The sequence below is a fragment of the Bacillus sp. AF62 genome (assembly GCF_050312695.1).
GTDB classification, from domain to species: Bacteria; Bacillota; Bacilli; order Bacillales; family Bacillaceae_G; genus Bacillus_A; species Bacillus_A cereus.
The window spans coordinates 53,473-74,903 of the sequence record NZ_JBNPJZ010000088.1; the positions used below are offsets into that span (position 1 = coordinate 53,473).

Here is a 21,431-nt window from a genome sequence, read left to right on the forward strand (position 1 = left end):
TATATTAACATGACTAATAGAGAGAAGAAAAATAACGGTTATTTTCTTTCATATATAAAACAGACTTATATTGGCATAAAGGGAAGTGACGAGAACAGCTTAACTATTCTCGTCCAAAATTACTCCTTGGATGAAGGGGTTTTCATGTATTATATTAACAGAGCTTTATTAATATTTAATTAAGCCATTGTTAATATATTGTAAACATCCTTCATCCTATTTTTCAGTTGCTGATTTTGGTAAAACAACTGTAAATGTTGTCCCTTCCCCAACTTCACTATCCACTGTAATTGTACCGTGATGCGCCTCTACTAAATGCTTTACAATTGATAATCCGAGGCCTGTACCACCAGTATTTCTACTTCTCGCTTTATCCACTCGGTAAAAGCGTTCAAAAATACGCGGAATTTCCTCTTTACTAATACCAATTCCAGTATCCGATACTTTTATATAAGCATTATACTTATCTTCCGCTAACTCTACTGAAACAACGCCTCCAGCCGGTGTATATACGATCGCGTTATTTATTAAATTAATAAAGATTTGTTTCAAACGACTTGGATCTCCAATAACAGAAGCACGTTTTAATACATTCACTTGTAAAGAGATTTCTTTTTCTCCTGCTTTATTATCAAGCACCATATGAATATCTTCAAGCAGCCCCTTCATGTCAACGGTTCCCATATTTAATTTAAATCCTTGTTGTTCGATCTTTGACAAATCTAATAAATCTTCAATTAATCCTTGCATGCGCTCACTTTCTTTTAAAATAATGTGCAAGAAATGTTCGCAGAATTTTTTATTATCCATCGCTCCGTCTAAGAGTGTTTCTGAAAAACCTTTAATAGAAGTAATCGGTGTCTTTAATTCATGAGAAACATTCGCTAAAAAGTCTTTTCTCATTTGTTCTAATTTCTTTAACTCTGTTATGTCATGGAATACGAGAACAATCCCTTTCCATTCATGGTTTGTCCCGATAATCGGCGCTCCATATACTTCGAAATGCTTCCGCTCAATTCCAAGTGGCAATAACATTTGTTTACGCACTTTCACTTCTGTCATAAAGATTTCTTCTACAAGCTCAATAATTTCTGTATGATGAAACGATTCATAATATAAGCGATCTAAATATTCTTCATCTGTTACGTGGAAAGTTTCCTTATAAGAGCGGTTTACAAGGTTTATATACCCGCGGCTATCAATTAAAATCATTCCGCTTCCCATATTTTCAATTAACGTATGCAGACGATCTTGCTGCATTTCTTGTTCAAGTGTCATCTCTTGTAAGTTACGAGCTAAAATATTAATCGCTTTACTCAGCATTCCTGTTTCATCCGAATGACTTTCGTATGCACGTGCTTTATAATTACCCTTTGCCAATTCAATTGCAACTTTTGTAACCGATTCAATCGGCCTAATATATTGCCCTGTAATTTTCATACCTAAAAATACAACTACGAGACAAGCAATAACAAATCCGATAATTAATAATCCCCACGTTTTTTGATGTACGTCTCTTAAAGGATCGATTGTACTTTTCACCAAAACGTATCCTTGTTTTCCTTCTACATCTTGAACGAACACCGCATGATAAAATTCATTCTTTCGATCTGTCTCTTTCGTAATCACTTTACTTCGTTGTTTTGCCACTTCCGAAGAAAGTTCTTTAATCGTTTCTGGACTAAATGCCAATTCTTGTCCTTTTCTATATTGAACTTTCTTTTTTTCATCCACAAATACGATAGAAGCTGGTATTTTTTCTTCTAACTTTTCAAATACGTATGGATTTTTTAAGACATTATCAAAACCTTGCTCTTCTGCTAACGCCGCAACATACTCTGTCTCTTTTACCATTCTCTCTTTAGCATGATCTATATAGTAGTTTTCAAACACAGTTTCTAGCAATAAACCTAGTCCAACTAAAATAAATACAATAAGAGAAACAAATGTAAAAAGAAGCCTGGAACGAAATTTATTCATTCCCTTTTGGCTCCTCTAATTTATATCCTAAACCACGTATCGTTTTAATGTACGTCGGTTTTTTCGTATTTTGTTCAATTTTATCGCGCAAATGGCTAATATGAACATCAACAATTCGCGTATCACCAGCAAAATCATAATTCCATACAGCACTTAATAATTGATCACGAGTCAACACGCGACTTTTATTTTTCGCAAGATACACAAGTAGTTCAAATTCTTTTGGTGTTAATTCAAGCTTTCTTCCTTGGAAATAAGCCTCATAAAACTCCGGTAAAATTTTAAGTTCTGCAATTGTGATGCTATCTTCATCTGGCGCTTCTGCAACTTGTTCTTCTTGTTGTAATTTCGTGCGGCGCAAAATCGCCTTCACACGAGCAACAACTTCCCTTGGACTAAATGGCTTCGTCATATAATCATCTGCCCCAAGTTCAAGGCCTAGCACCTTATCAAACTCATCATCTTTTGCCGTTAACATTAAAATCGGCGTCATAACGCGCTGCAATCGTAATTCTTTACACACTTCCATACCATCCATTTTCGGAAGCATTAAATCTAATATAATTAAATCTGGGCGTTCTGTTGTCGCTTTTTGAAGCGCCATTTCTCCATCCATCGCTGTTATAACTTCAAACCCAGCTTGTTGTAAATTAAATTCGATTAAAGTTAAGATAAATTCCTCATCATCAACTACTAAAATACGATTGTTCATTCTTTTCCTCCAAGTTATAGACTTGAAACCTTCTTCATACTAGTATTTTCCCCGTTATTCTCATCATACTAGAAAACAAGGTCCCTCTCAATATAATTGTCTATTCATGGAGATCGTTTGTGTAGAATTGAGAAAATAGAAGTAATTACGATTCACCTGCAACTACACAGGATTTTGCCAAACTTTATAGATTACTCTCTCTTCTTTAAAGCTCACTTCCGTATGAACTATAAAATCTTGATTTTGTGCTAGGAAAAACGAAAGAGCATACGCAATTTTATAATCCGGTGTTTCATATCCATCAAATACTCTCCCGTGCATTTCATTCGCAACCCCGTCTGCCCACACTTCAGCTTCTCTTACCGTTTCAAAGATAACGGCTTCTCCTTTCCACCTCATCTTAAAGAATCACTCCTTCCATTGACTTAAATTATCAAATTATAATATAGTAAATATTGTTAATCCAATAATCCGAATATAAAAAGGGGTCTATTATGCGACTATTACTACCTATTTTAACTTTAGTAGTAACATGTTTCCTTACTTTTAACGTACCGAGCTGGGATACGATTAAAACGGGGTGCTCAGAATTTGCTGAAGGGTTCAAAGAAGGATTTTTCAACTAAAAATAGCGCTAGCATCCTTATTCAAGGTATGCTAGCGCTATTCATATTTTCATCTTTTAAAAATTATCTAATGCTTTTTCCATAATGGAAACAGATTTAAAAGGCGGCGTGACTGTTAATGAACCTTTTACAACAGTTTCTCCTTTTTCATCATGAGCAGATACAAGCATATCAATTGTATGTTCCTCCTCAGAAACAGCCACAACTTCAAAGTGGATTTGTAACGTTTCATAATGGTGAACATGCTTCACGAACGTAAGGTCCTTTCTAGTAATATGACTTCCTGGACCCGGTAAATATTTCGTAACTGCCGTTGTAATCATTCCCGTTAGCATAATGCTTGGTACAATCGGCTTTTCATACGGAGTTTGGGATGCGTAATCATGCTGAATATATAATGGATTGGCATCATTCGTTAACCCTAAGTACAATAACAAATCTTTATCCTCAATTTTTTCAGTGATAGATAATTTCTCTCCTACTGTAATTTCATCCATTTTACGACCAATTTGAACTTTTTTCTTTAACATGTTACAACCCCCTCCGATTTTTTCACCTTATTATCCTACTAAAAGCGATACCTTATCCGAAATTTACTATGATGAGGGCAATGTATAGTATAAATCTATAGTTTCATTATAGGATACTACAAATGATAGCGTTTTCATATTATTTCAAAAAAACAATTCGGTAAATAGTAGAAAAAGATTCGGAATCCCGAATCTTTTTCACTACTATTCAATTATTAAACAAGAACTTTCATTACGTTACGTACAGATTCTACAGAGCGATCTAACGCTTCTTTTTCATCTGCAAGAAGTTCTAATTCAATAATTTTTTCAATTCCGTTACCACCTAGAATTACTGGTACCCCTAAGTAAAGGTCACTATAACCATACTCACCTTCAAGGTACGCAATAGCTGGTAATACACGGCGTTGATCTTTTAAGATTGCTTCTGTCATTTCAACTAAAGAAGCTGCTGGTGCGTAATATGCACTACCGTTTCCTAATAAGCCTACAATCTCACCGCCACCTTTACGTGTACGTTCGACGATTGCTTCTAAACGCTCTTTCGGAATTAACGTTTCTAACGGAATACCGCCTGCATAAGAATAACGCACAAGAGGTACCATGTCGTCACCGTGTCCACCAAGAACAAATCCTGTAATGTCTTTCACAGAAAGATTTAATTCTTGTGCGATGAATGTACGGAAACGAGCTGTATCTAATACGCCCGATTGGCCAATTACACGCTCTTTCGGGAATCCTGCTTCTTTAAATACAGAATATGTCATTGCATCAACTGGATTTGTTAACACAACAATAATTGCATTTGGTGAATGTTTTGCAATGTCGCGCGTAATACTTTTCATAATTTTAGAGTTCGTTGCTACTAAGTCATCACGGCTCATACCAGGCTTACGTGCAATACCTGCTGTAATAACGACAACGTCAGAATCAGCAGTATCTGCGTAATCAGATGTTCCAATAATGTTAGCATCAAAACCTTGTACTGGGCTCGCTTCTAACATATCTAACGCTTTCCCTTTTGTTGGATTTTCCAGTTGTGGAATGTCCACTAATACAACATCTGCAAGTTCTTTTTGTGCTAATAAGAATGCCGTTGTTGCTCCTGTAAATCCTGCACCGATGACTGAAACTTTCTTGCGTTTGATTGTCATAATTTACCCCCCGCTTTAATTATGCATTTTTGATTATCGCTACATCCATGTTTTTAATAAGCTCATTAGCAAACTCAGAACACTTCACTTCTGTTGCGCCTTCCATTAGGCGAGCGAAGTCATATGTTACTACTTTTGATGCAATTGTTTTCTCAACTGAATCTGTTACTAATTTCGCTGCTTCATTCCATCCTAAGTGTTCTAATAATAATACACCTGAAAGAAGAACTGAAGATGGGTTTACTTTATCTAAACCTGCATATTTTGGAGCTGTACCGTGTGTAGCTTCAAAGATAGCATGTCCAGTCACATAGTTAATGTTTGCACCAGGTGCAATACCAATTCCACCTACTTGTGCAGCAAGTGCATCAGAGATATAGTCACCATTTAAGTTCATTGTTGCAACAACATCGAACTCACGTGGACGAGTTAAAATTTGTTGTAAGAAGATGTCTGCAATAGAATCCTTTACGATGATTTTTCCAGCCACTTCAGCGTCTGCCATCGCTTTATTTGCTGTATCTTTACCATCTTTTTCAACAATGCGATCATATTCAGCCCAAGTAAATACTTTGTCGCCGAATTCTTGTTCCGCTACTTCGTAACCCCAGTTTTTGAAAGCACCTTCTGTAAATTTCATAATGTTTCCTTTATGAACTAATGTAACAGAAGAGCGTTTTTCATTAATTGCATATTGAATTGCAGCACGAACAAGACGCTTTGTCCCTTCTTCTGAGATTGGTTTAATACCAATACCAGATGTTTCTGGGAAGCGGATTTTATTAACACCCATTGCTTCTTTTAAGAAAGCAAGAACTTTTTCTGCTTCTGGAGATCCTTGTGCATATTCAATTCCAGCATAAATGTCTTCTGTATTTTCACGGAAAATAACCATATCAGTATCTTCCGGACGTTTTACAGGTGAAGGAACACCTTCAAAATAACGAACTGGACGTAGACATACATATAGATCTAATTCTTGACGAAGTGCTACGTTTAGAGAACGAATACCACCGCCAACTGGAGTTGTAAGTGGACCTTTAATTGCGATTAAATATTCGCGAATTAAATTTAAAGTTTCTTCTGGTAACCACTCGCCTGTTTGGTTGAATGCTTTTTCCCCTGCAAGCACTTCTTTCCAAACGATTTTCTTCTCACCATCATAAGCTTTTTCAACTGCTGCTTCTATTACGCGAGATGCAGCTGCCCAAATATCAGGACCAATTCCATCTCCTTCAATAAATGGAATAATCGGATTGTTTGGTACATTCATAACACCATTAGTTACAGTAATTTTTTCACCTGTCGTCAATGTGATAACCCCCATGTTTGAAATTTCATATGTATGAAACTGAGGGAATAACCCCTCAGTTCAAACCGTTAGTCAAATTAAAATATTCTAATCATTACATCTTTCCGAAAGAATCAGACTTTTGAAAGCGTATTTTCACTATCGAAATAGTGTTTTTCGCTTATCTTTGTGCGATTGGAACATACACTTGATGCGTTGGTCCATTATAATCAGCACGCGGACGGATTAAACGGTTGTTTTCATATTGTTCTAGAATATGAGCTAACCAGCCTGACATACGGCTAATTGCAAAAATAGGTGTAAATAAGTCATGGTCAATTCCTAAACAATGGTATACAGAAGCTGAATAGAAATCGACATTTGGTGGAAGACCTTTTTCTTTTGTTACAATGTCTTCAATTTTGATAGACATATTATACCATTTGTCTTCTCCTAAAAGCACGCATAATCTCTTAGACATTTCACGTAAGTGTTTTGCACGTGGATCACCTTGCTCATACACACGGTGGCCAAAGCCCATGATTTTTACTTTATTTTGAAGAGCATTATGAATATATGACTCTACATTTTCTTCTTCGCCAATTTCAGTTAACATCTTCATTACATTTTCATTTGCCCCACCGTGAAGAGGACCTTTTAATGCACCGATTGCTGCTGTAATACCAGAATATACATCTGACAGTGTAGCTACGCAAACACGTGCAGTAAATGTAGAAGCGTTTAACTCATGATCTGCATGAAGTACAAGTGCCTTATCAAAAGCTTCAATTTCAACTTCATTTGGCTCGCGATCATTTAACATGTACAAGAAGTTTGCAGCTAATGATAAATCTTTTCTTGGCTCAACAATATCTAAACCTTTACGGATTCTCGCGTAAGCAGCAACTAAAGTTCCCACTTGAGCCTGTAATTTAACCGCTTTCAAATAATTGGACTTTTCATCCATAATTTCAGCGCTCTCATCGTATAATGATAGCATGGAAATTGCAGTTCGTAAAACAGACATCGGATGTGCAATTTTTAAATCTACTTGTTTCAAATATGTTAAAATCTCACCTGGAACTTTATAGTATTCAGATACAATTTCATTAAATTCCGCTAGTTCTTTTTCATTAGGAAGCTTGCGGTGCCATAATAAGTACACTACTTCTTCAAACGTAGCATTCTCAGCTAAATCATCAATATTATACCCAACATAAGTTAATGTATCATCAATAATAGAGCTCACAGATGATGTTGTTGCTACTACCCCTTCTAAACCTCGAATAACAGTCATGACATTCTCTCCTTTTCCTGAAAATTCTCCCAACCTTGCTCCTTATATCTATTTGCTCCCCTTATGAATTATGAACGCCCGTTCACTCTTTAGGCAAGCAAAATGCACGATCATGCAAATTTGTTGCGGTGTTCCCCTCTTATTGTCCATTGTTTACATGGAAAGCATGAGCGTGAATGTCTCCCCGAATCCTCACGCTCAAAACAACAAGTTAGTGAGGAAAATACATTCCGAAGAGTTTTATGATAAAAACAACATAAAACAATATCATTATAAAATTGTTTTATGTTGTTTTTATTTTATCTGGTGTAAAGTCTCTGCTGTTATGTAACTTTTCAAAGTTTCTAATCCTATTATAAACAATTATCTGACTTTTGTGAACAGAAAGAATTCAAAAATTTTATATTACTATAAAATTCCTTATTTAAACATCTGTATAATACTCATAACCGCATAGGCAATTCCAGCCCCAATTAACGGACCAACAGCAACCCCATTAAATAACGCAACCGCTATAATTGTCCCAAAAACAAGCGCAGTTGTAATATGAGGATCCGTTGTCAACAATTGTACGCCGCCTTTCGCTAACAAAGCGACCGCTACACCTGAAGCTAAAGCAATCCACGCATAATACGATTTCGCCGCTTCTCCAAGTTGTTTAAAACCTATTTCCCCCGTCGCAATCGGTACGAGCACCGCTATTGTAATGACCGTTACACCTAGGTTAATTCCTTTCGTTTGTAAATAAGGAAAGACCTTATCTCCTAAAAACGTAAACTTCAATAGAAATAACACACCAATAGCTACAGTAAGCGATTGGTTTTTAGCAATAAGTCCTATAATAAGTAGTATGAATAAAAATAACGTTGACTGACTAATCATGTTTGCACTTCCTTTCTGAAAATAATGAACTCATTTCCAAACAAAAATACCTTTAAACCTATCGTTATACATGCTATATCGATGCCTATTCAACATGAATCACTTCATTTTTTATGTATTTTAAAATGATAAATTGAGACTTTCACCATAAAAATTTAAGCATGTATACATTTTTGAAAACAGTCGTCTCTTCTTTCTTTTCTAATAAGAAACAGGTAAAATAAAAAGAAGAGAAAATGAAGTTTTTACCATATAGTAGAAGCATCAACACCAAGCTTTCACAGTCACTCACATACTGAAAAAGCAGGAAAAATCCATCATTCCACTATAACATAAAGTGAAACTTTAATCAGTGGGACACACTCGTTATAAGTTGAACGAATTAGGATAATCCAAATTGGAATGGGAGGTATACATCTTTGAACCGAAACTTACTATATATGATATTGCGACTCATATTTGTCATTGTAGCAACGGTAGCTGGGTTCTATGTATTACTATACATGTCAGGGCTTATCTATCCTTTTATTATCGCTTTTGCATTTGCTTATTTGATTAATCCTGTCGTCAATTTCCTTAATCAAAAACTACAATTTCCTCGCGCACTAGCAGTACTCGTTAGCTTAATTCTCGTATTTGGAGCTATCGTCGGACTTGTTACATATCTTGTGACTGAAGCAATATCTGCCACAACATACTTACTACAACTTGTTACAGTAAAGTTTCCAGATATCGTTACATTCGCTCAGCAATTTGCACTTAATCATATTATGCCTCTCTACGATGATTTAATCTCTAAATTTAATCATCTTGGAGAACCACAGCGCTATACAATTACACAAAACATCCAAAACTTAGGAACAGAAGCAACAACACAAATGAAAGAACTTTTAACCGCCATTATAAGCGGGTTAACGAATTTCATTAGTGCACTGCCAACAACGTTAACTGTCCTTGTATTCATTTTATTAGCCACTTTCTTCATTAGTTACGATTGGCACCGTCTTGCTCAAAAAGCAAGAAAATTACTACCAAATCGTGTACATGGCTACGGAAAAACTATTTTTGTCGACTTAAAAAAAGCTTTATTCGGTTTTGTGAAAGCACAACTTACACTCGTATCTATGACAACCGTCATTGTACTGATTGGACTTTTAATATTACGCGTACCATACGCCATTACTATTGCGATTATTACAGGAGTTGTAGATTTACTACCCTATTTAGGAACAGGCGCGGTCTTCGTTCCGTGGGTTATATACGTATTTTTCACTGGCGATACCGGATTCGCCATTGGCCTTCTCATTTTATACATCGTCGTGATTGTCCAAAGACAAATTATGGAGCCGAAAGTACTTTCATCTAACATCGGTCTCGATCCATTAGCAACACTCGTCGCTCTATTTGTCGGCTTTAAGCTTTTTGGCTTTTTAGGATTAATCATCGGTCCAGTCACCTTAGTACTACTTAATACATTACACAAAGCTAATGTCTTCCATGACTTGTGGAAATATATTAAAGGTTCACCTTCAAAATAACAGTTTCTAATTCATACAAAAAATCAAGCTATAATCAGTGGGAAATTCCCACTGATTATTCCTTTTACTTATTTTTCACACTACTCACACGCAACAAGAGCATTACCCAGAAACAGGATAATCCTCTTGTTTTTTTGCATAAAAAAACACATATTCTAGTTAAAAATACATTTTTATTCTATTTTATCTATAATTATTACTTACATTTATTACTTTTTATGTAAATGAATAAATATACAAAATGGCATAAAATAAGGCTTCAACTAACAATCACCACCTTTTATATGAATTCTTTACACCAATCGCTCCTTTATATTCGAAAGCAAAACTTTAATTTGGCTGCATTTCGCACCATCTTATTCATCCAAATTAATAGCACTAAAAAATCACACGTTTAATCGAAGCACAACAAGAGTTCAAACGAAAATTATATAGCAAATATAATAAGCGGACGTTTTGTTCATCCCCACTCATCATCCCCCCACAAATAACGCGGTAAAGCAAAGCTTCAATCAGAAAGTTCCTCCCCTCTTACAAGACAAAAAAATAGCACTTAGATCGTTATAATCTAAGCGCTACTTCTGAATGATAATAGTAGAGTTCTTTCTAAACTTCCATTCCACCCACTTCATAACAAGCGGCTTCAATAAAGCTCTCGTAATAGGGATCACGCAGATAAACCCTAGCACATCTGTCACATAACCAGGAAGCACTAAGAGAATACCTCCTACAAATACAAAAATACCATCTAATACTGCCTCACCTGGCATTTCCCCTCTATTCAACTTAGATTGAATCTCTCCAAGCACTTTAAATCCTTGTCTTTTCGCCAAATACACACCTACTACACCTGTAAATACAATCATAGCGAACGTAGACCATAAACCTATTACATGACTTGATCCGATTAAGACCGTAATCTCAATCGCCGGTATTAAAATAAACAAGAATAGTAACCACTTCATAGTTCTACACCTCTCTCACAACTCACTTTTAACACCCTCACAACGCCTATATACATCATATGAAATATAATACCCTTTCATATTAAAACCCATAACAAACAGCTTTTAAAAGCAATTCTAGGCGTTTTAAGCTAATTCTATCTCGTTTTTGTGTAAAAAAAGAGAAGGACTCCGATCCTTCTCTCCGTATTACTTATAGCACTTCCGCATGTCCATTATAAACAATTCCGCGTGCTGCATCAACTGTTACTTCTTGGCCATTTTTTAAAGTTGCTGTTACGCCGTTTACACCAACGATAACAGGAATACCGATTGATACGCCCACAACAGCAGCATGGCTTGTTAGGCCACCTTCTTCTACAACTAAAGCAGCAGCTTTTTCGATTGCAGGAATCATATCTTTATCAGTGCTTGTTGTAACAAGAATATCACCTTCGTTTACGTTCGCTACAGCTTCAGCAGCTGTTTTTGCTACAACTACTTTACCTTTTGCAGCTTTACGACCGATTCCTTGTCCTTTAGCAACTTCTTCACCAACAACGTGGATTTTCATTAAGTTTGTTGTACCAGTTTCAGCAACTGGAACACCAGCAGTAATTACTACAGTATCTCCAAGGCCGATTAGACCTGCATCCATACCTGTTTGAATCGCTGTATCTAACATTTCGTCAGTTGAAGCTGCGCGCTTCTCAGCCATAAATGCTTGTACACCCCAAACAAGTGCAAGACGACGTCCTACTTGCTCGTCAGATGTTACAGCTACGATTGGAGATTTTGGACGGTATTTAGAGATCATTTTCGCAGTATGTCCACTTTCTGTTGGAGCTACGATTGCAGCTACATCAAGAGCAAGTGCTGTATGCGCAACAGATTGGCTAATTGCATCTGTAATTGTTGGAGTGAACTCTTTAATACGTTTTTTGAACATATCTTCGTATTGTAATGATTTTTCAACACGTACTGCAATGTTAGCCATCATTGTTACTGCTTCTACCGGATATTGACCAGCAGCTGTTTCACCTGAAAGCATGATTGCATCTGTACCATCGAAGATTGCGTTAGCTACGTCACTTGCTTCCGCACGAGTTGGACGTGGGTTACGTTGCATAGAGTCTAACATTTGTGTCGCAGTAATAACTGGTTTACCTAACACGTTACATTTTTTGATTAGACGTTTTTGTACTAATGGTACTTCTTCTGGTGGAATTTCTACACCCATATCACCACGAGCTACCATTAAACCGTCAGAAACTTCTAAGATTGAATCGATGTTGTCGATACCTTCTTGGTTTTCGATTTTCGGTACGATTTGGATATATTGAGCGCCATGCTCTTCTAATAATTCACGGATTTCTAATACGTCAGACGCTTTACGTACGAATGAAGCTGCGATGAAATCAACTTTTTGCTCGATACCGAAGATGATATCTTTTACGTCTTTTTCAGTGATACCAGGAAGCTTAATGCTTACGTTTGGTACGTTAACACCTTTTTTATTTTTTACAGTTCCGCTGTTAAGAACTTTTGTACGGATGTTTCCATCAGCTTTTTCGATTACTTCTAGTTCGATAAGACCGTCATCGATTAGAATGCGAGAACCTGGGTCTACATCGTCATAAAGACCAGCATAAGATACAGAGAACTTCTCTGCAGTACCTAATACTTGCTCAGTAGAAAGAACTACTTCTGCACCTGTTACAAGCTCAGCTTGTCCGTCTACGAAGTCGTGAGTACGGATTTCTGGACCTTTTGTATCAAGTAAGATACCAACTGTTTTACCAGTTTTCTTTGAAGCTTCACGAATGTTTTTAATACGAGCTCCGTGCTCTTCATGGCTACCATGAGAGAAGTTTAAACGAGCAACGTTCATACCCGCTTCAATTAATTGCTCTAATTTTTCAATACTTTCACTAGCAGGACCTATTGTACATACAATTTTAGTTTTACGCATATTGCACCTCCGAAAATTATGAAACCGTTCCCAAATATCCGACATTACGCCGATTAGATGGATAATTCTTTAGATAATTGATACATATCTTTATCGATTGTATGCTTTTGAGCTAACGCTTCGATAATATCATGATCAACAAGTTTGTTATCTTGAATACCTACACAACGTCCACCTCTACCAGCAATTAATAATTCAACTGCTCTTGCGCCAAGACGACTTGCTAATACACGGTCTTGTGCACTTGGTGATCCGCCACGTTGTACGTGACCTAATACAGTTACACGAGTATCAAAGTTTGTTGCTTCTTCAATGTGCTTACCGATGTCAATTGCACTTCCAACACCTTCAGCTACAACGATAATACTGTGTTTTTTACCACGTTCACTACCGCGCTTCAGACGAGCGATAACATCATCCATGTCATACTCTTCTTCTGGAATTAAGATTGTTTCTGCACCATCAGCTAAACCAGCCCATAATGCGATATCACCAGCGTGACGTCCCATTACTTCGATAACATATGTACGTTCATGAGATGTAGCTGTGTCACGGATTTTATCAATTGCATCAATAACAGTGTTTAAAGCTGTATCGAAACCAATTGTGAAGTCTGTTCCAGGGATATCATTGTCGATTGTACCTGGTACACCAACACATGGGAATCCTTGTTCAGTTAATTTTTTAGCGCCTTGGTAAGAACCATCTCCACCAATAACAACAAGTCCTTCGATACCATGTTTCTTTAATTGCTCGATACCTTTTAGTCGTACTTCTGGGTCTTTAAACTCAGGACATCTTGCTGTATATAATTTCGTACCACCGCGGTGGATAATATCGCCAACAGAACCAAGTTCTAATTTTTCAATGTGACCAGAAATTAATCCAGCGTATCCATGGTAAATACCATATACTTCAATATCATGGAAAATCGCTTTACGAACAACTGCACGAATGGCAGCATTCATACCAGGTGAATCTCCACCACTTGTTAATACACCAATACGTTTCATTTGTACTCACCTCATAAAGATTATTTGCCTTATAATAAAATAACACGAAAAAATATAAAAACACAATGGAGAAGATGTGTCTTTTCATAATAAAAACGTGCATTCGCGAAGAGGAACGCACGCTTTTCTTATTTTATCCCAATGGAAGCGTTTGAAAACGAAACTTGCCCAATTTTCATATATTTTTCATAACGTTTTTCGATTAATTCATCTTTCGAAATTCCGTTTAATTGTTCAAAAGTTTTTCTAATTATTAAGTCTATATTTTCTGACTGTTTTAAAAGATTACGGTGAGCTCCACCTTTTGCCTCTGGAATAATTTCATCAATTACACCTAATTCCTTCAAATCTGCTGCTGTAATTTTCATTGCTTCTGCAGCTTCCTTTGCTTTTCCTGCATCTTTCCAAAGAATTGCCGCTGCACCCTCTGGTGTAATAACAGAATAAGTGGAATTTTCTAGCATATGAATGTAATCTCCTACTCCAAGACCTAGCGCACCACCACTACCGCCTTCACCGATAACGATACAAATAACTGGTACCGTTAAACCTGCCATCTCAAATAGGTTGCGGGCAATAGCTTCACTTTGTCCACGTTCTTCAGCTGCTTTACCAGGATAAGCTCCCTTCGTATCGATGAAACAAATAATAGGACGATTAAACTTTTCCGCTTGTTTCATGAGACGCAGTGCTTTTCGATATCCTTCTGGATGAGGCATTCCAAAGTTACGGCGAATATTTTCTTTCGTATCTTTTCCGCGCTGATGCCCAATTACAGTTACAGGCATCCCTTTATATTTCGCAATGCCGCCGACAATCGCTGCATCATCGCCAAATAGACGATCTCCATGACATTCGAAAAAATCAGTAAATAAGTGCTCAATATAATCGAGCGTTGTCGGTCGTTCTGCATGACGAGCAATTTGAACACGGTCCCATACTTTTAGATTGCCGTATATATCTTCCTCTAAATTTTCTAGCTTTTCTTCCAAAATACGAATCTCCTCACTGAAGTCCATCTGGCTGTTTTTCGTATAGTCTTTCAGTTCACGAATCTTATTTCTTAGCTCAACAACTGGTTTTTCAAATTCTAGCTCTGCCATACAGCCAATTCCCCTCCTTGATGAACTTCTAAAATCTTGCGAAGCGATTCTCTCATATCATCACGATGCACCACCGCATCTAATTGACCATGATCTAGTAAGAATTCTGCCGTTTGGAAATCTTCCGGTAGTTTCTCACGCACCGTTTGTTCAATTACACGTCTACCAGCAAATCCGATAAGTGCACCTGGTTCTGCAAGATTATAATCACCAAGTGAAGCGAAACTCGCTGAAACCCCGCCCGTCGTTGGGTGAGTCATAACAGAAATAAATAACCCTCCTGCATTACTATGCTTTTTCAAAGCTACGCTTGTTTTTGCCATTTGCATTAAACTTAATATCCCTTCTTGCATACGGGCACCACCCGAAGCAGTAAAGATAATAAATGGAACTTGTAAGTCGTACGCCTTTTCAACCGCACGGGCGATTTTTTCTCCTACTACAGAGCCCATGCTCCCCATTCGAAAACGAGAATCCATTACTGCAACAACAACAAGCATGTCATCAATTGTTCCTTCACCAGTTACAACCGCTTCGTTCAATTCAGTCTTCTTACGATCGCTCTCTAGTTTCTCTTCATAACCTGGAAACTCGAGTGGATTTAATGAAACCATTTCTTTGTCATACTCACGGAATGACCCTTCGTCCAATATACTATCAAGACGTTCCCATGCATTCATAGGATGATGATATCCACAATTCACACATACTTTTAAATTTTTTAGAAGTTCTTTCGTATACATGATTTTTTTACATTCCGGACATTTTGTCATAACGCCATCTGGTACATCTTTTCGTACTTGTTCTGAAGGTATTGCAGCGTACTTTTTCTTTTTCACGAATAAATCTCTTAGCACAATTTGACCCCCTTCGTTGAGAGCTAAGGTTAGCGTAAGAAGAAAATGGGGCTAACACCAAAGTTTGATGTTAGCCTTATCTTCTCAATCTGTCTAATAACCTCACTCTTTACGTTTAACTTTAACCGCTACGCGGTAGAATGTTTGTCATAACGTGTCATGGTCATTTCGACAAATTTTATACATTACGAGTGAAACTGTATATTCTCTACTAATTCATCGTAAATTTTTAGTGCATCATTTTCTTGTTTTTCTTCCAAAGTAGCATAAAGCTTTCTATACATATCGATAGAATCTCTTGAAACTTTACAAGAAAGAGTTGCTACGTAATCATTTACGATCATCCAAATGCGATATAGTAAATAATTATCGACTTGTTCAATAAGTGTTTTAAAGAACGTTTGATGAAGCGTTGGGATTGAGCTTTCATTTTCTTCAAGTACTTGGTGTAATCTACTTAGTACTTTAGAAAACGTTTCTTTCGGTAAATTACATACAATTCGAATCATATCTTTCTCAAGCAATCGTTTTGTTTGTAATAAATCACGAATTGTTTTCTCATCTTGCAGTAAGAACGGAGCAATTAATTGTACAAGACCGTTATCATAAAAGTTTCGAATAAACGTCCCTTCACCACGTCTCGTTTCAATCAATCCTACCAGTTCTAAAGCACGCAATGCTTCTCTTACAGAGGAACGTCCTACGTTTAAGCGTGAACTTAACTCGCGCTCAGACGGCAAACGATCCCCCGCTACCAATCCATCCTCTTCCATAATGGAACGGATTTTTTTTACAATTTCGAGATATACTTTTGTATTTGATGATGTCAATGGAAATTCCTCGCTTATTCTTTACCAATCAGCGCTAATTGTTTTGTTTTTTCAGCGATCTCATTTGGATCTACTTGACGGCGAGCTACTCCTGTCTCCATTGCTGCTTTTGCAACGTAAGCCGCTACTTGAGGCGCTACACGCGCGTCAAATGGTGCTGGAATGATATAGTCTGCATTCAACTCATCTTCTGCTACAAGCTCAGCAATAGCCTGTACAGCTGCCATCTTCATTTCTTCGTTAATTTGTGTCGCATGTACGTCAAGTGCACCGCGGAAAATACCAGGGAACGCCAGTACATTATTTACTTGGTTCGGGAAGTCAGAACGACCTGTTCCAACAACAGCTGCGCCCGCTGCTTTTGCCAATTCTGGCATAATTTCTGGAACTGGATTTGCCATTGCAAAAATAATCGCATTGTCATTCATTGTACGAACCATCTCTTCTGTTAATGCACCTTCTGCAGATACACCAATGAATACGTCCGCACCTTGTACAACATCAGCTAAAGAACCTTCTATACGATTCTTATTTGTATATTTTGCAACTTCATCCTTCACCGGATTCATACCTGTAGGACGACCATCATAGATTGCCCCTTTACGGTCACACATAATAATGTCGCGTACACCATAGCGATATAAAAGTTTAATAATTGCAATACCTGCTGCACCTGCGCCATTTGCGACAACTTTAATGTCAGACATTTTCTTTCCAACTAATTTCAGTGCATTTACAAGACCTGCTACTGTTACGATAGCTGTTCCGTGTTGATCATCATGGAAGATAGGAATATTTGTTTCTTTTTTCAAACGCTCTTCAATAATGAAGCAGTTTGGTGCTGCGATATCTTCTAAGTTAACGCCGCCAAAAGTTGGCTCCATTAATTTTACAGTTTCAACAATTTTATCTACATCGTTTGTATTTAAGGCAATCGGGAATGCATCTACACCAGCAAAGCTCTTGAATAATACAGCTTTACCTTCCATTACTGGAAGAGATGCTTCAGGTCCAATGTTACCAAGACCAAGTACAGCCGTTCCGTCTGTCACAACTGCTACCATATTTCCCTTCATCGTATATTCATATACCTTACTTTTATCGTCATAAATTTCTTTACAAGGTTCTGCAACCCCTGGAGAATATGCAAGACTTAAATCTTTTGCATTTTCTACTTTTACTTTTGATACAGTTTCTAATTTTCCTTGATGCACTTTATGCATGTGAAGTGCTTCTTCACGAAGTGTTGACAAACTATCCACTCTCCTCAAATTATTCTTGCTGATATCAATTTCTCCAAGTGGTCTGACCACGAACACTACTACTATAATAATCGAAGTGTAGGGAAATTGTCCATTATATTTTCACAACTACATTTTCTTCCCCGACAATTTCACGAAGTGCTCCTAAACATTCTTCACTTGGATGAATCGATAAACTCCGAGATAATTGTACCATTTTATGTTCCTTTTCATAATAAATTAGTACTTTCGCAAAACCTGAATAGTCGAACAATATTTTCGTAACCTGATTTAAAAGCTTTTTCTCATACTGAGACGGCAATTTCACGTAAACAGATGCGTCTTTCTTTTCTTCATAAACATCCATTTCCTCTAGCGGATATAGCCCATTTACAATCCATTGCAGCTTATGATTTCTTAGCTCAATCGTACCGTCAACTAAAACAATTGCTCCTTCTTGTAACTTGTCCGAGAAATGTATATACGTTTCCGGGAAGAGGACTGCTTCCATTTCATCATTTTGATCACAGAATGTAATAAATGCCATCTTTTGAAACTTTTTCGTACGAATCACTCTCACACTTGTTATATACACAATAGCTCTTTGTACTTTTTTCTTGTGTCGCATCGCCTGAGCGAGAGATGGAATTTCTAATTCTTTTGCTAACTTTACATACTGCGCTGTCGGATAACTTGATAAATAAAAGCCAAGTGCTTCTTTCTCTTTATTTAGTTGTTCAATAAAAGATAGCTCTTCTCCTTGTACGTATTTTGATTTTGGAACAGCATCTCCTAAATCACGTGCGAGATTCGCGTACTCTAATGCCCCTTTAATACTTTTCCATAAATTCGTTCTCGAAACACCAAAATCATCAAAACATCCCGACCAGACGAAAGCTTCTAAATTGCGCTCCGTTACAAACTTTGACGGCAAACGGAGACAAAATTCAAACAAATCTTCGAACATTTTTTTCTCTCGTTCTTCTAATAATGCCGTCACTGTAGCCATTCCAATATTTCGAATCGAAAGTAAACTGTAACGTATCGCATTCCCCTCTATTTGGAAGTTGTAACCACTTTTTTGAAGAGACGGCGGCAAAACATGAAAACCTTTTCGCTTCGTTTCTCGTATATACTGTACAATTTTATCTTCATTTCCAATTGCACTTGATAATAGTGCCGTCATAAATTCCAGCGTATAGTTCGCTTTTAAGTAGGCAAGTTGATATCCGATCATACTGTAAGCTACAGCGTGACTTCGGTTAAAACCGTAATTCGCAAATCTTACAATTAAATCGTAAATTTTCTCAGCAGACGTCTCATCGTAACCATTTTGCAAACAACCTTGGACAAAATGCTTACGTTCCTGATCTAAAATATCACGATTCTTTTTACTCACTGCACGGCGCAGTAAATCTGCTTCACCAAGCGAAAACCCTGCTAACTTCGATGCAATTTGCATAATTTGTTCTTGGTATACAATGACGCCGTATGTTCTTTCTAAAATTGGCTTTAAATCCGGATGTAAATATTCAATTTTTCTTTTTCCATGTTTCGATTCAATAAAGGTCGGTATCTGTTCCATCGGTCCCGGTCTGTATAATGAGTTAACAGCTACGATATCTTCAAACTCATTCGGTTTTAACCCGCGAAGTACATTTCGCATACCACCTGACTCAAGCTGGAATACACCTGTTGTATCCCCTCTCCCTAATAATTGGAACGTCTTTTCATCTTGAAGAGGTAAGTTTCTTATATCGATTTCTTTCCCTGTTTTGTTCGCGATAAATTTTATAATATTTTCAAGTAACGTTAAATTACGTAATCCTAAAAAGTCCATCTTAAGCAACCCAAGTTCTTCTAGCGCATCGGCTGGATATTGCGTAACATAAACATCGTTATGTCCTTCTTGAATTGCTACACTGCCTGTTAGCGGTTCTTGACTCATAATAACGCCAGCCGCATGAATAGACGTATGACGTGGTAAACCTTCTACACGTTTTGCGATTTCAAACACACGCTCATGCAGAAGATTCCCTTGTATAAACTCACGAAGTGATTGTGATTCTTCATATGCATCTTTTAACGTTATACCAAGCTTTGATGGGATAAGTTTTGAAAATATATCAATATCTCGCGGCGGAAGCCCCATTACGCGGGCAATGTCTCTAATTGCCGCTTTTGCTGCAAGCGTACCAAACGTTACAATTTGCGCAACACGGAGCTGACCGTATTTATCTTTCACATAGCGAATCATCTCATCACGTCTTACGTCTGGAAAATCAATATCAATATCGGGAAGCGTCACACGTTCAGGATTTAAAAACCTTTCAAATAATAGATCATATTCAATCGGATCAATATCTGTAATTTCTAATACGTATGAGACGAGTGAACCAGCTGCCGATCCACGACCTGGTCCTGTTAAAATATGATTTTCATGTGCATACTTCATAAAATCCCATACGATGAGGAAATAATCACTAAATCCCATACGAGAAATAACATTTAATTCATGATTTAAACGCTTTATATGCACTTCTTTCGGCGCACCATATTGTTTCCGCAAACCTTCTTCACAAACACGACGCAAGTATATATCACTCGTTTCATTAGACGAAACAGGAAACTTCGGAAGTTGATTTACATGGAACGGTATTTCTACTTGGCAACGCTCTGCAATTTTCATTGTATTTTGGATTGCTTCCGGCGCATGGGAAAATAGTGCTTCCATTTCATCCGATGACTTTAAATAATATTGATCTGTTTTCAGCCTCGGCCTATCTGGATCAGTCATTTTCGTTCCACTTTCAACAGATAGTAAACATTCGTGAACAAGTGCGTCACTTTGATTGATATAGCGCACATCGTTTGTTGCAACGACTGGAATATTAACCCTACTAATAAATTCAGGTAGTTTCTCTTGTAAAAGCAACTCATCTTGAATCGCATGATGCTGCAAACTCATATAAAAATGGCCGAACATATTTTGATATGTGCGAGCTACTTCTTCTGCCTGACTCTCATTGTCTTCTAGTAATAATTGCTCAATTTCGCCATCTTTACCTGGTGAAATAGCAATTAATCCTTTCGCATAATGCGCAAGCCACTTCTTAGGAATACCTTCTTTGGATTTTGTCATAATACTGCTAGAAATCTTTAATAAATTTTGGTAGCCTATTTCATTCTCAGCAAGTAATACAAGCGGATAAGACCTTTCTTCTTCTTCACTAAAAATAGAAGCGGTTAATCCAATAACAGGCTGTATACCATGTTTCTTACATGCTTTATAAAACGGAATAACGCCATACATAACATTTTCATCCGTAATAGCCAGCGATGAAAAACCAAGTTCTTTCGCCCTGACTACAAGCTCATCAATTTTACAAGCACTTTTTAATAAACTAAAAACGGTTTGACATTGTAAATGCACAAACTTCACTGTTGTACCCTCTCTTTAC

General features: G+C 37.1%; 18 protein-coding genes. 2 read left to right on the top strand and 16 right to left on the bottom strand.

The features are described from left to right. Positions 1 to 216: 216 nt before the first annotated feature. From phoR to ACQRBL_RS22970, 3 genes are all read right to left on the bottom strand, one after another. Positions 217 to 1,980 carry a sensory box histidine kinase PhoR gene (gene phoR / locus ACQRBL_RS22960; RefSeq protein WP_088021596.1) on the bottom strand — a complete coding sequence of 588 codons (1,764 nt, stop codon included), beginning with the start codon at positions 1,978 to 1,980 and terminating at the stop codon, positions 217 to 219. Beyond that, positions 1,973 to 2,692, bottom strand: a complete 720-nt coding sequence (phoP, locus tag ACQRBL_RS22965) for a two-component system response regulator PhoP (protein ID WP_001065220.1) — start codon at positions 2,690 to 2,692, stop codon at positions 1,973 to 1,975. Before phoP ends, phoR begins: the two co-directional genes overlap by 8 nt. Positions 2,693 to 2,854: 162 nt before the next feature. Further along, positions 2,855 to 3,091, bottom strand: a complete 237-nt coding sequence (locus ACQRBL_RS22970; RefSeq protein WP_001267348.1) for a hypothetical protein — start codon at positions 3,089 to 3,091, stop codon at positions 2,855 to 2,857. Between the two features lie 95 nt (positions 3,092 to 3,186). Between ACQRBL_RS22970 and ACQRBL_RS22975 the strand changes: the two genes are divergently transcribed. Continuing rightward, positions 3,187 to 3,318, top strand: a complete 132-nt coding sequence (locus tag ACQRBL_RS22975; protein WP_001238014.1) for a hypothetical protein — start codon at positions 3,187 to 3,189, stop codon at positions 3,316 to 3,318. A 56-nt stretch (positions 3,319 to 3,374) separates the two neighbouring features. Here the strand turns inward: ACQRBL_RS22975 and ACQRBL_RS22980 are convergent, their stop codons facing one another. The 5 genes from ACQRBL_RS22980 to ACQRBL_RS23000 all read right to left on the bottom strand — a co-directional run bounded on the left by ACQRBL_RS22980 (position 3,375) and on the right by ACQRBL_RS23000 (position 8,472). Further along, a complete protein-coding gene (locus tag ACQRBL_RS22980) occupies positions 3,375 to 3,848 on the bottom strand; it encodes a MaoC family dehydratase (RefSeq protein WP_000914180.1) in 474 nt (157 codons plus the stop codon). Between the two features lie 215 nt (positions 3,849 to 4,063). Continuing rightward, positions 4,064 to 5,002, bottom strand: a complete 939-nt coding sequence (gene mdh / locus ACQRBL_RS22985; RefSeq protein ID WP_000153232.1) for a malate dehydrogenase — start codon at positions 5,000 to 5,002, stop codon at positions 4,064 to 4,066. A gap of 19 nt (positions 5,003 to 5,021) precedes the next feature. Beyond that, positions 5,022 to 6,314, bottom strand: coding sequence for an NADP-dependent isocitrate dehydrogenase (gene icd, locus ACQRBL_RS22990; RefSeq protein ID WP_411995770.1), 1,293 nt, complete (start codon positions 6,312 to 6,314; stop codon positions 5,022 to 5,024). A 160-nt stretch (positions 6,315 to 6,474) separates the two neighbouring features. Beyond that, a complete protein-coding gene (gene citZ, locus ACQRBL_RS22995) occupies positions 6,475 to 7,623 on the bottom strand; it encodes a citrate synthase (protein WP_000503651.1) in 1,149 nt (382 codons plus the stop codon). Between the two features lie 387 nt (positions 7,624 to 8,010). Then, the gene (locus ACQRBL_RS23000) at positions 8,011 to 8,472 is read right to left on the bottom strand and encodes a DUF441 domain-containing protein (RefSeq protein WP_000625507.1); all 462 of its coding nucleotides are present in this window, start codon (positions 8,470 to 8,472) and stop codon (positions 8,011 to 8,013) included. Positions 8,473 to 8,891: 419 nt separating this feature from the next. Between ACQRBL_RS23000 and ytvI the strand changes: the two genes are divergently transcribed. After that, on the top strand, positions 8,892 to 10,010 hold the full coding sequence (gene ytvI, locus ACQRBL_RS23005; RefSeq protein ID WP_023523156.1) for a sporulation integral membrane protein YtvI: 1,119 nt from the start codon (positions 8,892 to 8,894) through the stop codon (positions 10,008 to 10,010). Between the two features lie 575 nt (positions 10,011 to 10,585). Here the strand turns inward: ytvI and ACQRBL_RS23010 are convergent. From ACQRBL_RS23010 to dnaE, 8 genes are all read right to left on the bottom strand, one after another. Further along, positions 10,586 to 10,975, bottom strand: coding sequence for an FxsA family protein (locus ACQRBL_RS23010; RefSeq protein WP_411995769.1), 390 nt, complete (start codon positions 10,973 to 10,975; stop codon positions 10,586 to 10,588). Between the two features lie 193 nt (positions 10,976 to 11,168). Next, complete coding sequence (gene pyk / locus ACQRBL_RS23015) at positions 11,169 to 12,926, bottom strand: pyruvate kinase (protein ID WP_001232667.1); 1,758 nt, start codon at positions 12,924 to 12,926, stop codon at positions 11,169 to 11,171. A gap of 53 nt (positions 12,927 to 12,979) precedes the next feature. Continuing rightward, entirely contained in the window at positions 12,980 to 13,939 is a 960-nt protein-coding gene (gene pfkA / locus ACQRBL_RS23020) for a 6-phosphofructokinase (protein ID WP_000821158.1), read from the bottom strand. Between the two features lie 128 nt (positions 13,940 to 14,067). Continuing rightward, positions 14,068 to 15,042 (bottom strand): acetyl-CoA carboxylase carboxyl transferase subunit alpha, encoded by a 975-nt coding sequence (gene accA, locus ACQRBL_RS23025; protein ID WP_063548746.1) that lies wholly within the window; start codon positions 15,040 to 15,042, stop codon positions 14,068 to 14,070. After that, positions 15,030 to 15,899: an acetyl-CoA carboxylase, carboxyltransferase subunit beta gene (gene accD / locus ACQRBL_RS23030; RefSeq protein ID WP_000942855.1), complete on the bottom strand. Its 870-nt coding sequence runs from the start codon at positions 15,897 to 15,899 to the stop codon at positions 15,030 to 15,032. The genes accA and accD overlap by 13 nt, the downstream gene beginning before the upstream one ends. A gap of 185 nt (positions 15,900 to 16,084) precedes the next feature. Beyond that, a complete protein-coding gene (locus ACQRBL_RS23035) occupies positions 16,085 to 16,729 on the bottom strand; it encodes a FadR/GntR family transcriptional regulator (RefSeq protein ID WP_000204444.1) in 645 nt (214 codons plus the stop codon). Between the two features lie 14 nt (positions 16,730 to 16,743). Further along, entirely contained in the window at positions 16,744 to 17,952 is a 1,209-nt protein-coding gene (locus ACQRBL_RS23040) for an NAD(P)-dependent malic enzyme (RefSeq protein WP_161114790.1), read from the bottom strand. A gap of 133 nt (positions 17,953 to 18,085) precedes the next feature. Then, positions 18,086 to 21,412 (bottom strand): DNA polymerase III subunit alpha, encoded by a 3,327-nt coding sequence (gene dnaE, locus ACQRBL_RS23045; RefSeq protein WP_411995768.1) that lies wholly within the window; start codon positions 21,410 to 21,412, stop codon positions 18,086 to 18,088. Positions 21,413 to 21,431: the final 19 nt, after the last annotated feature.

Bases quoted from the DNA above. Each gene is read 5' to 3' on its own strand.
- phoR (WP_088021596.1), bottom strand. From the start codon at position 1,980: ATGAATAAATTTCGTTCCAGGCTTCTTTTTACATTTGTTTCTCTTATT.
- phoP (WP_001065220.1), bottom strand. From the start codon at position 2,692: ATGAACAATCGTATTTTAGTAGTTGATGATGAGGAATTTATCTTAACT.
- ACQRBL_RS22970 (WP_001267348.1), bottom strand. From the start codon at position 3,091: ATGAGGTGGAAAGGAGAAGCCGTTATCTTTGAAACGGTAAGAGAAGCT.
- ACQRBL_RS22975 (WP_001238014.1), top strand. From the start codon at position 3,187: ATGCGACTATTACTACCTATTTTAACTTTAGTAGTAACATGTTTCCTT.
- ACQRBL_RS22980 (WP_000914180.1), bottom strand. From the start codon at position 3,848: ATGTTAAAGAAAAAAGTTCAAATTGGTCGTAAAATGGATGAAATTACA.
- mdh (WP_000153232.1), bottom strand. From the start codon at position 5,002: ATGACAATCAAACGCAAGAAAGTTTCAGTCATCGGTGCAGGATTTACA.
- ACQRBL_RS23000 (WP_000625507.1), bottom strand. From the start codon at position 8,472: ATGATTAGTCAGTCAACGTTATTTTTATTCATACTACTTATTATAGGA.
- ACQRBL_RS23010 (WP_411995769.1), bottom strand. From the start codon at position 10,975: ATGAAGTGGTTACTATTCTTGTTTATTTTAATACCGGCGATTGAGATT.
- pyk (WP_001232667.1), bottom strand. From the start codon at position 12,926: ATGCGTAAAACTAAAATTGTATGTACAATAGGTCCTGCTAGTGAAAGT.
- pfkA (WP_000821158.1), bottom strand. From the start codon at position 13,939: ATGAAACGTATTGGTGTATTAACAAGTGGTGGAGATTCACCTGGTATG.
- accA (WP_063548746.1), bottom strand. From the start codon at position 15,042: ATGGCAGAGCTAGAATTTGAAAAACCAGTTGTTGAGCTAAGAAATAAG.
- ACQRBL_RS23040 (WP_161114790.1), bottom strand. From the start codon at position 17,952: ATGCATAAAGTGCATCAAGGAAAATTAGAAACTGTATCAAAAGTAAAA.